This is a genomic window from Gilliamella sp. ESL1225 (assembly GCF_058502635.1).
Genome location: NZ_CP196358.1, coordinates 1,516,129 through 1,529,852 on the forward strand (window position 1 = coordinate 1,516,129; position 13,724 = coordinate 1,529,852).

A 13,724-nucleotide genomic window follows, 5' to 3' on the forward strand; every position below is an offset into this window, starting at 1 on the left:
ATCTTTATTTTATGCTCTGAGAATAAGTAATGGGGCATTGCTTATGTTATTGATGACAGGAAGGATAGCTAGTCAATATTTAGACAAACTGTTCAAAAAAATATTAGTACGTTAACCTATTTTTGGGATTATTCAGTTCTATACTGGAAAGTAAAACCAGGTGATCCTGTATAAATTTTAGTTTTGCAGACCCTTATGGCTATCTAGGAAGTTATATTGGAGCGGGAAACGTAACTCAAATAAGCGAGCTAACCTATTGAAAACAAACAAATCTAATTAACAACTGATGTTTTCTGTCCTCAATTATGTCCTTATTTTTTGCGTAATGCAATGGATTTTGTTGGAGACTTTGGTGGAAATCATGTTTTTTTATTTTTTCGTTGTTGTTGATTCAGCAATAAGATGTGTTGACACACAAGTTCGCTTTTTTGTCACAGCAAATTTGTAATTCTGCATCAAATAAAAAATTGGTTTCAACTCTAATGAGCGATCAGCGGAAATCATAGGTGTTCTCAAAACTGATGGAGATATTACTCAAATCGTGGTGTATTAATCAATGGAAGAGCAGGTCAGGAAGAAATGGAAGGCTATGATTTTGGGGAGAGCATTACTGCCGGCCTCACTTGCCCAATCTACTTCGTATGTGTATGGGGCTTTTCAAGCAGGATACTAGCAGTACCCTGCCAAAGCTGGTATTGATATTTAAGTGGATGGCTTAGATAGCTCGCCAAGCACTTCTCGGAAGCTGTTTAATCCAGCTTCCAGATTTTCGATGATTTCCTCCGCAAGTTCATCTGGTTCTGGTAGGTTATCAAGATCGGTTAAACTTTTATCTTTTAACCAGAAAATATCCAGACTAGTTTTGTCCCGTGCAAGCAACTTCTCGACAGTGTATTTACGCCAGCGACCTTCTGGATTTTTCTCGGAATCCCAAGTCTCTTTACGCTCGGCTCGATTTTTCGGGTTGTAACATTCGATAAAGTCAGCCAAATCTTCAAAGCGCATTGGCTTTTTCTTCAAGGTGTGATGAATATTAGTACGGTAATCATAAAACCACACCTCTTTTGTCCACGCTTTTGGGCTAGCTGGCTGGTTATCAAAAAACAGCACGTTCGCCTTAACCCCTTGCGCATAAAATATGCCGGTGGGTAAACGCAAAATGGTATGCAGAGTTGTATTTTCTAGCAGCTTCTTGCGAACCGTTTCCCCTGCGCCACCTTCAAACAGCACGTTATCCGGTACAACTACTGCGGCCTTGCCAGTGGTTTTCAGCATGCTACGAATATGTTGAACGAAGTTGAGCTGTTTGTTGGAGGTAGTGGCCCAAAAGTCTTGTCGGTTATAGGTAAGCTCATCCGTTTCCTGCTCGCCTTCTTCGTTGGTAAAGCTCATTGAGCTTTTCTTACCAAAGGGTGGGTTGGCGAGTACATAGTCCACGCTAATAGGACTGGCCGCAATGAGCGCATCATTAGGGGAAACCAGACTATCGCCATCAATTTCACCGATATTGTGCAGAAACATATTCATTAGACACAAGCGACGAGTATTGGCGACGATTTCGTTACCATAGAAAGTGCGATGTTTCAAAAATTGCTTTTGCTCTTTGTCGAGTGAGGTGTTTTCTGGATTTGTTAGAAAGTCATAGGCCGCTAGGAAAAATCCACCGGTACCACATGCAGGGTCGGCGATGGTTTTTCCTGGTTCTGGCCGAATGCACTCTACCATAGCGCGGATTAATGGCCTCGGTGTGAAATATTGACCAGCCCCAGATTTGGTATCTTCGGCGTTCTTTTCCAACAACCCTTCATAGATGTCGCCCTTAACATCGGCTCCCATCATGATCCACTGGGTACTATCGATCATATCGATCAGGCGATACAGCTTAGCTGGGTCTTGGATCTTGTTTTGCGCTTTGGTGAAAATCTGGCCAAGCATACCTTTTTGCTTACCTAATTCTCGCAGTAATTCCACGTAAAGTACTTCAAGCTCTGCACCTTTCTTACTGGTGAGCGCCTGCCAATTATATTTTGCAGGAATCCCCACATCACGGGAGTAAGGTGGTTTGGAGTATTCATCGGCCATCTTTAGGAAGATCAGATAGGTTAACTGTTCAAGGTAGTCACCATAACCCACACCGTCGTCGCGTAAGGTGGTGCAAAAGTTCCAGACTCTGGAGATAATTGTTGATGTATTCATTGTTACATTGTCCTAACTTGATAAATGGGTAAAAAGCGCATCAATATGGCTCTCATATAAAATCGATTTGTCGTGTATCGTCTAATGCCCATTTGTTGAATGTGTCTTCTTTGTTTTTGTGGTTTTCTGAGTGTTGCGGGCCTCTTTTTCCGCCTGAATTCGAGCTAGCAGCTTACTAGCCGGTTCGTCATTAGGGTCTTGCGGCACCAACTGGCCAGAGAAGGCTTTTTTCAGGATGGATTGGCGTAGGGTTTCGGTGCGAAGCAATTCAGTATCAATCACAGCTTCGTTCTCTGAAATTCTATCAAAAATATTTTCTATTCTTTGAACAAATGTAGTTTGCTCGTTGTAACTAGGCAACGGAACAGGAAGACGTCTAATATCCTCAAGGTGGAGATGCCTAACAGCAACGCCCTTCTGATTTTTTGCACCAAAGTAGGTCGAAACTTGGAAATATACAGCCCACATTACAAATCGGCCTTGCAAATTTCCTAAGAGAGGAATATTCGAAACGCTTTCGAACAAAGAAAATTCGAGATCTATATCTACCAGTGCTACCCGCCCAATTGTTCCGCTTTTTGTTAAAAGCACCGAATTCTTTCTTGGTCGACACCGTTTAATTAATTCTTTATGCTGAAAATCGTCTATAAAGCGGGTGTCTTCAAAGTCTATTTTAAAATCTTTAATATCCTTGGCGGATATGAACGGAACACCAGAGTCAGTGTAATCAGGCGTATGGTGAGTACCATCAACAATATGCTCAGATAATTCGTTTAGAAAAACCCATTTCCATTGCTCAGGAATATCGAATAAATCATCCAAATCTGAACTTTCAATAGGCTCTATTTTTTGTTTTCTTGGCTTACCCGGTTTTTTCCCGTCTTTGCCATTAACTTCCCATGCTTTTATCGCTACTTTCCATTCTTCCAGTTGTTGTTGGTAACGGGCTTCGCGTTCCTGTTGGATACGGGCGAGAAGTTGTTCTGGGGATTCCAGCTTATCCGCATTCTTCTCTCGCCAATTCGCAGTGAGCTTGCCTTCAAAGGCGTGTTTAAGCACGGCTTGACGGTAGACTTTGAGTTGTTCGCGGGCAGTTTTCAGTGCGACAATGCCGTTATCCAATTCGGAAAATAGCTCTTCGATTTTAGCGACGATACGTTTTTGTTCATCGAAGGGAGGGAGCGGAAATGCCAGTGCTTCTATATCTTTGGCGCTGATATTTTGAACACCCATTCCCTTCGCTTTATTTACGAGCTCATTTTCTATATTTGATAGATAAAGACCTATATATTTTGAATGTAGATAATTTTCAGCGAATATCTCAATCTTACCTGTTCGCTGATTTTGTAATGACACAAAATTGTGTTCGTAATAACATAATTTTCCAATAGAACCCGACATGCCGATAAGAATGTCGCCTTTTTTTAGCAAATAGTTTGGATTTTCTTCTGCAAATTCCTTCGCTAGATATACCGCCTCACTGAGGTCAATTTTGCTTCCAATTAATTGAGATTGTTTTACCAAAGGGATATCCGTAGATAATTCTTTGCTATTTTTGAAATCTTTACTTTTAAATGCATACCCATTACGAATTTTAGCGATATCACCGAACACACAGTTTTCCCAGCCTCGAGGTACCTTATTTGCCATCACGCAACCAACTCCTGATTCATTTCCTCAATCACCCAGTCCATCTTGTCGCCAAATTGCTGGTACATGCCCATCAAACCACCTTTGGCATCAAAGGGGGTTATATCCAGATCATCCCGTTCAAAGTGAAACGAGCTGGCGATATGGTCGCGAATGGCTTGTAGCCATTGCATTTGCTGTTCATTAAATTTTTCTGAGTTACCTGAGTGGTATTTCATAATCCAATCCTGGAAATTCTTTCTTACGGTACTGCTAAAGGGTTTGATTTTACTATCGATTCCGCACACCCGGCGAACCAGTGCAACTAAGGCGGTGAGTTCGGTCAATGGGTTTTCTCCTTGGTAGTTATCCAAATGAGCGTAAGCCTGCCAGATACGCAGTGGTGCCAGCTTAGGGCGATCTTGCTTGAGCTTTTCCAACAGAGCCTTGATTTGTGGGTAGGTGACCTCTGACCGGCGCGCGGGAGTATGAAAGTAGATGGTAAGTGCATCAATCTCATCGACGCACTCTTGCAGATAGTCGGCAAATTCCTGTATCAGTACCTTGGCATTTTCGGTGGTTTCCCCATCCCATTCAGCTTTGAGTACTGTGTCCAGATCGTCATGAATGATAGTCTGTTCTTTGTCACGACGGATAGAATCAATCAGCTCAATCAATTCGCCGTTAAACACGTTTGCCACCTGGCTAACCAACTGTTGCTGAGCTTTGTTGCGGGCATCTTCACCGGGGTCGGTACCGAGCGGCTGGCCGACCATTTCCAATGCTTTTTGCTCGATGCGATCACCGTCAATGGCATTGAAAAGTTCACCCACAATCATCAGTAGTGGCGTACCGCCGGCCTTTTCAGCAATGCGAGCACGCTCTTTGTCATCAAGTTGTTTGTCCAATCGTGCTAAGCGTCCGGCTAGCGATGAGACAGTATCACTATCGCTTGCCCCCATCATGACGCCCATGGCTAAGTCTTTAAGCGATACACTAGGTTTGGTTATCAGCGGTTGGCTTGCGGTTTTAACCGACTTAGTGACACCAATCGCATCGACAATCACATAGTGTGTTTTAGCACTCTGAGCAGATGGCGTAACCTTTTGCAGACTGTCTTTATCCAGTGTACGGGTACCGCGCCCCTTCATTTGTTCAAAGTAGTTTTTGCTTTTCACATCACGCATAAACATCAGGCATTCCAGCGCTTTTACGTCAGTACCAGTGGCAATCATATCGACGGTGACCGCAATTCGAGGGTAATAGTCATTGCGAAACTGGGCGAGCACGGATTTTGGATCTTCACCTTTTTCAATCACGTTGCCTTTGGCATCGGTTTTATCATTGGCGACACGGTAGGTGACTTTTTTACAGAACTGATTACTTGCACTAAACTCTTCGCGCACAATTTGAATGATGTCATCGGCGTGGCTGTCGGTTTTGGCAAAGATAAGCGTTTTGGGTACTTCTTGACGACCGGGAAAGATGGTCGGCAGCGAATCTTGGAAAGTACGGATAACCGTGCGAATTTGATCTGGGTTAACGATGTCGCGGTCAAGCTGTTTGGCAGTGTAGGCTTCGTCCTGATCTTGTTGCTCCCAGCGCTTACGGCGGGTGGTACGTTCACGGCGCTCTACCTGCTGCTTCGCTTCGATCTTTCCGCCTTGCTTGGTCTTCTCGGTTTCGATAACAAAGATTTCGTTACCAACATTAACACCATCGGCCACAGCTTTTTCGTGGTTATATTCACTGACAACATTCTTACGGAAGAAACCGTAAGTGCGACTGTCCGGTGTGGCGGTGAGTCCGACCAGATAGGCATCAAAATACTCCAGTACCTGCCGCCACAGGTTGTAGATAGAGCGGTGGCACTCATCAATGATAATCACATCAAAAAATTCAGGCGGAATCTTTGCGTTGTAAACCACGGGCAACGCGCCTTTGGGCTTGGTGATTTGCTCCGCCGGATTTTGCTCCTCAAGAGATTCGTCCAATGGCTCATCTTTTAAAATAGAGTACATACGTTGGATGGTACTGATACAGACTTGAGCATCTTTGGCGATGTATTGATTTTTTAATCGCTGTACCGTGTAAAGCTCGGTAAATTTTCGGTTATCGTCGTTCGGCACAAAGCTCATAAACTCTTGTTCAGCTTGCTCCCCAAGGTTTTTAGTATCCACCAGAAATAGAATGCGGTTAGCGCTCACCGGTTCGCGTAACAGGCGGTAACTGGTGGTAATCGCAGTAAAGGTTTTTCCAGAGCCAGTAGCCATCTGTACCAACGCACGAGGCTTGTCTTGTTTGAAGGACTCCTCTAGATTGGTGATAGCCGTAATCTGACAATCACGCAGACCTTCTTCTATTAGTAGAGGGAAATCCTGCAAACGACCTCGCAGGCTTTTAGGCTCTTTAAGCCACTTGGCGAGAGTTTCCGGGCGGTGGAAATTAAACACTTCGCGAGAGCGTGGATGTGGATCTAGCCCGTCTGTAAAACGAGTGATGATGCTCGTGCTTTCATAGACAAAGCGCAAAGGTTGGCTATTGTTGACCCATTTTAAAGTAGCGAAAGCATATCCTTGTGATTGCTCTTCAACCGTGGTGATCTTCTCACCCCAAGCTTCAGGTTTAGCTTCAATCACACCTACGGCTTGCTTATCAACAAATAGCACATAATCGGCAGGTCCTACGTCGGTCTGATACTCACGAACGGCAATACCAGAAGAAGCGGAAAAATCGATCTTCTTCTTGTCTTGTACTACCCACCCCGCTTGCGCGAGCAATGCGTCTATTTGATCGCGGGCTTTTTGTTCTGGATTTTGATTGACCATGCTTCCACGTCCCTACCTATTGGTTGGCGTTATGCAGTTGATATTTATTGGCTGTCGGCATCGTACGCTCTAACAGTTCACCAATACCACAGTCGAATAGCACACACAATTTATCGAGCGTTTCGAGATCCACTTTCTGAGCGGTCTCTTTGTAGAGCAAGGTAACTGTAATGCGACTGAGCCCTGTTTCTCTGACAACGTCTGCAATACGCATCTTGCGTTCACCCATCATACGGGCGAGATGGCAGCGAACCATGGCGATACCTCTTGTGGTTTTCTTGTTGTAGTTTTCTTGATTATGAGAAAGAATACCACAAATTTTACACTGGCGTAACATTTTGCAATTTGAAGTTGAATTTTGTTGTCTAAACTATGCTTTTGGCGCCTAGTGTTTTGGCCTACTCACCATTGATAAATACACTTATATCTTAGCAATGTCTATTATTGGTACCAATCTACCCCTAAATTTAATTATATTTCAAGCACTCAAATTAGTAAGTCAAGTATTTAAGTTTTCCCATACACCTGCTTAATAAACCTTCCACGCCCATCCCCATGCCCCAAATCCATCGACACTTTAGCCAGTGCTTCTTGTTCGCTGTAGCCTTGCTTTAGATAGTAGTCTATTTGGTCTTGAGTGAAAGCATAACGTAGGCTATGAGGTGACATCTGCCTTGTTAAGCCTAAACGATAGGTGTGATTCTTCCAGTAGGTCATGGCTTGTTTTAGGTTGGGTTTGTCAATCAGTTTGCCGTTTTGTTGTGCCATGATAGTTAAGGCGTTATTAATCACTTGTAGCGTTTTTTGTGGGTTAATGATGTGGATATCCCTTGGCCGTCCTCCTTTGGTGCCAAATACAACGTGAAGGGTGGTTTTTCCTTGTTGTAAGGCTATTTGCCATGTTTTCATCGATTGGCAGCTTTGTACCGCTTCTTCACCGCGTAGTCCCAAGGTGGCGGCAATGTCTATGGTCGCAGCCAGTGCTGGGCTTTTTTGCAACGCTTTTTGATAGATATTCTTGTATTGCTGTTCGGTAATGGCAACTTTAGTGCCTTTTCGGCTAGCACCATTAATACCGAGTGCTTGATTGGTTAATCTGGGATGGTCAGCCAGTTTGTCTCTTGCTGCTGCTTTTAATGTTTGACGAATGGCTGACATCTCATTTTGTAGGGTGCGTTTCCCGATTCCTTGGTTTAGTCTGCTTTGAATATAGCCCTCAATATAAGTGACCTTAATTTGAGTAATCGCTTGAATTTGAATATTGTTGTCTTTTAGATACTGCCCGAAACGTTCAACAATAATGTGTCGATTATGTACGGTCTTATGGGCACCACCTGCTTGCCTAGCAGTATGTGTGAGTTGCTGTTTTAAAGACTTAGATTTTGCCTTAGTCTGACCATTGCGCTTCATTTTCGTTTTAGTTTGTGCTTTTGTTAATTTCATCCTATTTTCCCTTTTCCTAACTTGTTAGTTGCTACCGGTATTACTTACTACTCATAAAAATAAATTATTAAAAAAGATTACTACTACAATAAAGCCCTCTCTGGCGCGTGCTACAAATGACAAAGTCTTGCTTTGCCGTTGACGATACCTATGCACCAGAGCGAAACGGTGTTGAGGTATTGGGGTTCGGTGATGTACTCAGTACAGCCGCCTGTTATCAAAAACAGGAAATCCCACTGGCGGTGACCAGCCGTCGGTATCGGTCAACATACTCCTAAAATAATGGTTAACGATTTTCTATACGCGAATAGCGTAACGGGCGTTAACTTGGGTTAAAAATACAATTTGAGTGATTAATCTCTTGAGATAGTTTCAGTGATTAAACAGTTGTCGTGATGATGATTTTTTAGCGTTGAAAGCTTAAAAAATGGCATGTCATTTACTCATCAAGAGAGATATCCCTTGTTGGCTAAGACTTCGCTTGCGGTATTTACGTAGCGTCACTTTCTCATTATTCATGCGAAAGTGACGCTACGACGGTGCTTTGTTTGCAAAAAAGTTGCCGTTAATTAAACAGTAATTTTGTGTGGTAAAAAGATTGTCCAACGTGATGGATTAATAGGGATGCTTTATGCGTTAAAATCACTAGCGTGCTATTTAAACGTGTTAATTGAATCATGCGACTAATGCACTTTGTCTTACATTAAGTAACGCTAATGTTTAATCTTCCTGTAACCTTCACTGCAATATGGGTGATCACAGCAATCCCCCACCAGAGCGGAAACTAATGTGGGTGGCTTTTAACCAATAGGCTCAAAGACCTACCGCCGACTTAAAGGTTATGTCAGCCTGGGTATGTTGCTAACCACGTTAGCGAGACATACTTCAATTATGGCGCGCTATCCAATTGAAATCAAATGTTATTTTTGTTGTGCTTTACTATTTATAATGGGTTAGGATACCGCCTTGAACCTCAATAAATGACGTCAGACTTTAATGGAATGAGTAAAATTTTCCAAAAGTGGGGAAATTATTTTTACAACGCTGCAACAGATATTTATTAAAGTGAATCGCGCTTAGTGAGTATCTAATCTATCTATTACATCTTGACGATTCGAAATTTTACTTTATATTAATTCGACTACAGCAAAATCTGTAGTTGGAATTGACGTTCCAAATCTACCGCGATACTTAGAGATTTCTCTAAGTAGGCTTGTGTCTGCCTATTTTTTATGGTGGCTCAGGCGGTGCTCCTTTATAGGAGGCCAGTTCGTGGTAGCTGGTACGTCAACGCCGTTTGAGTCACCACCAGTTATTTGACGTTTTCTGGTGGGGTTATTATTCACTTTACCGCGGAAACTTATCTTATGAATACCTCTTTATTTAATCAAACCCCATTAACCGCAGAAGAGCTACTCGAACATTGTTGTGCTTTAATTTATTCCATGGTGCACACGGAACATTTAGGGGTTAGAGAATCTTTAATGTTTATGTTGTGGGATAAGTTAGCGCATTTACAGCGTGCTTTTTATGATGATGAGTGATTCCATTAACATGAATTTAGACGTGTGCAAAGGCTGAAAAACATCAGCCTTTTTATGACATTAATTAATAAGATCAACATTATCTACCAATGAGCTGTCTTTATGTTGATACAAACTAACTATCACAAATTTTTATGCTTTACCTTTAGCTTTTAATGACATTTAATATTAAAGCCTCCTGCGTCCATCCATCCAATTTATCTGCCCACGCCTGCATCATCTCCCGTCGCTGTTCGACATATAGCGCGTGATTATAAGTCGCACGGACTTGATCCTTATCTGAATGTGACAATTGTGCCTCAATCCACTCTTTTGGATAACCTAATTCATTCAATGCGGTGGATATTGTGGCTCTAATACCATGGGTGGTGAGTTTATCTTGATAGCCTAAACGTCGTAAACACTGGTTCAAGGTATTCTCACTGATACACAGTTGAGGTTCACTGCGATGGGGTAATAAATATTTTTGTCCAGCATAACGTAAATGTAATAATTCTTTGATAATAGTCACTGCCTGCTTAGGTAAGGGTACCACAAATGGCGGTACAGCACCTTTCGGTAATGATAAGGCTAGTCGTTGTAGCTGCTTGACCTGTTCTGGTGGAATATTCCAAAGACCTTTATCTAAGTCAAAATGACAAGGCTCTGCATAACGTAGCTCACCGGGACGAACCGCCGTTAACAATAATAGCTTAACGCCTAACATGATCCGCCGTTCCCCTTGATAACAATGTAATCGATTTAATAACTCAGGTAATGCCTCCATTCGCAAGAATGGATTGTGACGAGGGGGACGACAAGGTAACAATACCACATCCACGTCATTCACGGGATTAACTCGAATTAACCCCTCTGCAATGGCATGTCGAAACAACTCATTCAACCATCCACGACACTTTTCGGCAATCGATAAAGCTCCTCGTGCCTCAATTTGGCGTAATACTACCAATACCTCTCGTTGTGAAATCTTATCAAGTGGCAAATGTCCTAAACTTGGCAACATATCCTTACGCAAATACCGCTCAATCTGCACTCGTGTACTTTGCCGTTGCCTAAGCTCAGTCCCTAACTTTAACAACTTGAGTGCTTTCCACTGCTCAGCAAACTCACCAAATGTCACTACAGCCACCGCTGATTCATTAGAAGGACTTGCCGATTCAACTGAACGCGGATCAATATCACGCGCCAACAACTGACGAGCCTCCTCACGACGTTCGCGAGCTAAACACAAATCGACCTCAGGAAAACAACCAAACGAAATACGCTGCTGCTTACCTTGCCAATAAAACCGAAAATGCCACCGTTTAGCGCCATTGGGTTCAACTCTTAACCCCAAACCACGCCCATCAGATAGCGAATACACCGACGACTTCGCCTTAGCACGGCGAACACCTAAATCCGTTAAACGACTCATACCCATATCCTCTTGATAAAAGATAAAAAGAAAAAAGAAATTTGAAAAACAGAAAACATCAAGAGGTCGACCTACCTGCCGAACGAGGTAGCATCAGACTAAATTAGAAATGAGTACACAAGTACTTAACTTGAAAAACGATGTACTTAAAGGTGTACTTATGTGTCGTGTATTTTAGTACACTTCAACGGCTTTGCTTGGAAAGATGAGATACGTAATGCTTTGATTATCTTGAATTTTCAAACGTTATTGGACGTCTGTAGATTAATAATTGGAGCGGGAAACGAGGTTCGAACTCGCGACCTCAACCTTGGCAAGGTTGCGCTCTACCAACTGAGCTATTCCCGCAAAAGAATTAATAAAAGTGGTGCCCGGGGCGAGACTTGAACTCGCACGGACAAAAAGTCCGAGGGATTTTAAATCCCTTGTGTCTACCGATTTCACCACCCGGGCTCAAAGCGTAGTAATGGATGAGTTTGCTACGTTTTGAATGAGATGCATTTTACTTATCTTAAATACTTCGTCAATAGAAAAATAACAAAAATGAATTGATTGCTTAATCTTTATTATTTTTAGTGTGATTTTTTAAGCGCAATTTCATTATTTAAGCAAAAAATCAGCAATATAAAAAACATCAGTAATTAACAAACGATTTCATTTACACGCTAAATGAAGAACCACAGCCACAGGTTGTTGTTGCATTTGGATTATCAACGACAAAACGAGAGCCTTGTAATCCTTCGATATAATCGATTGTGCCACCGACTAAATATTGCAAACTCATGGGGTCTATCACCAGTGACACGCCATTTTTTTCGATTGACAAATCATCAGGATTGACTTTTTCGTCAAAGGTAAAGCCATATTGAAAACCGCTACAGCCACCACCGGTAATATAAACACGTAATTTTAAATTTGGATTATCTTCTTCAATAACTAGTGATTTTACTTTATTAGCTGCTGCATCTGTAAAATTTAAAGGTAAAGCATCGCTCATTTTGATCTCCTACTTCTTAATGGTATCCATTATATACTTGATAAGTTGCCTGATGCAATTAACGCATTTTTAAAATAAATTTAGCAATAAACAAGAAAATTAAAAAAATAAGGTTTGCTAAATTCCTTATTTAATAGAAAAAAATCACAATTAAATCAAATCAGTGATAAATCCTTTTGCAATAATTTTTTTAATCATGTTAAATATGCCCAGTTTAATCATTAATACCTTTCGTTTATTTAAAGAGAATTGAATATGCATGGCAATGAATTTAAATCTGCTCAGCTTTATAAAGATGCTTTAACCGTTATGCCAGGTGGAGTTAATTCTCCAGTTAGAGCATTTAATGGCGTTGGCGGCACACCTTTATTTTTTAAACGTGCTGATGGAGCCTATATTTATGATGTTGATGACAATGCCTATATTGATTACGTCGGTTCGTGGGGACCTATGATTTTAGGACACAATGATCCTGACGTCAGAGAAAGTGTTATTAATGCAGTAAAAAATGGTCTTAGTTATGGCGCTCCAACCGAAATTGAAAGCAAAGTTGCCCATTTAGTCACAAAATTAATGCCATCGATAGAAATGTTACGCATGGTCAACTCAGGTACTGAAGCAACAATGAGTGCTATTCGCGTTGCTCGAGGATTTACGGGGCGCGATAAGATTATCAAATTTGAAGGCTGTTATCATGGTCATGCCGATTATTTATTAGTCAAAGCCGGCTCTGGTGCATTGACTTTTGGTCACCCGACATCACCAGGAGTTCCTAATGATTTTGTCAAACATACATTAGTGTGTGATTATAACGACCTTTCTTCCGTTAAAAAACAATTTGAAACCTATCCAAATGATATTGCGGCTATTATTGTTGAGCCGGTTGCCGGCAATATGAATTGTATACCCGCTAAACCCGAATTTATGCAAGGGCTACGCCATTTATGCGATGAATATGGCGCATTATTGATAATTGACGAAGTGATGACGGGATTTCGCGTTGCATTAGGCGGAGCCCAAGATTTTTATAATGTTATTCCTGACTTAACCTGTTTAGGAAAAATTATTGGTGGCGGCATGCCAGTTGGCGCTTTTGGTGGGCGTGCAGAAATTATGGCTCAGTTAGCGCCGACAGGTCCGATTTATCAAGCAGGTACATTATCCGGCAATCCCGTTGCCATGGCGGCAGGTTTAACCACTTTAAACAAATTGAATAATGTGGGAATTTACGAGTTCTTAAGCGAACAAACGCAGAAATTAGCCGCCGGATTATTAGCATCGGCAAAAAAATATAATGTCCCATTAGTGGTAAATTCTGCCGGCGCTATGTTTGGCTTATTTTTTACAAACGATAAAGAAGTCACCAGCTATCAAGATGTAATGAAATCTGATGTTGAAATGTTTAAAAAATTCTATCATCACATGTTAAAAGAAGGTGTCTATTTTGCGCCATCGGCATTTGAAGCAGGATTTATGTCTTTACAGCATAAAGACAACGAAATTATCCATACCATTCAGGCAGCAGAACGTTTTTTTAGTCAGTTAACAAATTAATGATTCATAAATGGATCTCACTTAACTGTTAACTTAATTTGTTAGAAATAACACATAAAACAAGCAATAAAACTTATGCTTGTTTATAACCAGTAATTATTGCGATGCAATAAAAATTT

The 13,724-nt window shown here is 41.6% G+C and carries 9 protein-coding genes and 2 tRNA genes; 2 read left to right on the forward strand and 9 right to left on the reverse strand.

Annotation, left to right across the window (positions count from 1 at the left end):
* Window positions 1-702: 702 nt before the first annotated feature.
* From ACSYSW_RS06950 to ACSYSW_RS06970, 5 genes are all read right to left on the reverse strand, one after another.
* Entirely contained in the window at window positions 703-2,196 is a 1,494-nt protein-coding gene (locus tag ACSYSW_RS06950; RefSeq protein WP_491705750.1) for a class I SAM-dependent DNA methyltransferase, read from the reverse strand.
* A gap of 81 nt (window positions 2,197-2,277) precedes the next feature.
* Complete coding sequence (locus ACSYSW_RS06955; RefSeq protein ID WP_491705749.1) at window positions 2,278-3,846, reverse strand: restriction endonuclease subunit S; 1,569 nt, start codon at window positions 3,844-3,846, stop codon at window positions 2,278-2,280.
* Complete coding sequence (locus ACSYSW_RS06960) at window positions 3,846-6,653, reverse strand: type I restriction endonuclease subunit R (protein WP_491705748.1); 2,808 nt, start codon at window positions 6,651-6,653, stop codon at window positions 3,846-3,848. The genes ACSYSW_RS06955 and ACSYSW_RS06960 overlap by 1 nt, the downstream gene beginning before the upstream one ends.
* Window positions 6,654-6,669: 16 nt before the next feature.
* The gene (locus ACSYSW_RS06965; protein WP_491705747.1) at window positions 6,670-6,909 is read right to left on the reverse strand and encodes a helix-turn-helix domain-containing protein; all 240 of its coding nucleotides are present in this window, start codon (window positions 6,907-6,909) and stop codon (window positions 6,670-6,672) included.
* A 251-nt stretch (window positions 6,910-7,160) separates the two neighbouring features.
* A complete protein-coding gene (locus ACSYSW_RS06970; RefSeq protein WP_491705746.1) occupies window positions 7,161-8,096 on the reverse strand; it encodes an integrase domain-containing protein in 936 nt (311 codons plus the stop codon).
* A gap of 1,367 nt (window positions 8,097-9,463) precedes the next feature.
* On the opposite strand from ACSYSW_RS06970, the gene ACSYSW_RS06975 reads away from it, so the two are divergent.
* Complete coding sequence (locus ACSYSW_RS06975) at window positions 9,464-9,640, forward strand: hypothetical protein (RefSeq protein WP_491705745.1); 177 nt, start codon at window positions 9,464-9,466, stop codon at window positions 9,638-9,640.
* A 145-nt stretch (window positions 9,641-9,785) separates the two neighbouring features.
* Here the strand turns inward: ACSYSW_RS06975 and ACSYSW_RS06980 are convergent, their stop codons facing one another.
* The 4 genes from ACSYSW_RS06980 to erpA all read right to left on the reverse strand — a co-directional run bounded on the left by ACSYSW_RS06980 (window position 9,786) and on the right by erpA (window position 12,051).
* Window positions 9,786-11,054: a tyrosine-type recombinase/integrase gene (locus ACSYSW_RS06980; protein WP_491705744.1), complete on the reverse strand. Its 1,269-nt coding sequence runs from the start codon at window positions 11,052-11,054 to the stop codon at window positions 9,786-9,788.
* Window positions 11,055-11,326: 272 nt separating this feature from the next.
* Window positions 11,327-11,402 (reverse strand) — tRNA-Gly (locus tag ACSYSW_RS06985).
* A 17-nt stretch (window positions 11,403-11,419) separates the two neighbouring features.
* Window positions 11,420-11,507: transfer RNA gene (locus ACSYSW_RS06990), tRNA-Leu, on the reverse strand.
* 205 nt (window positions 11,508-11,712) lie between these two features.
* Window positions 11,713-12,051 (reverse strand): iron-sulfur cluster insertion protein ErpA, encoded by a 339-nt coding sequence (gene erpA / locus ACSYSW_RS06995; RefSeq protein WP_491705743.1) that lies wholly within the window; start codon window positions 12,049-12,051, stop codon window positions 11,713-11,715.
* A 255-nt stretch (window positions 12,052-12,306) separates the two neighbouring features.
* Here erpA and hemL point away from each other — a divergent pair, with 255 nt between their 5' ends.
* Window positions 12,307-13,605: a glutamate-1-semialdehyde 2,1-aminomutase gene (gene hemL, locus ACSYSW_RS07000; protein WP_491705742.1), complete on the forward strand. Its 1,299-nt coding sequence runs from the start codon at window positions 12,307-12,309 to the stop codon at window positions 13,603-13,605.
* Window positions 13,606-13,724 lie beyond the last annotated feature (119 nt).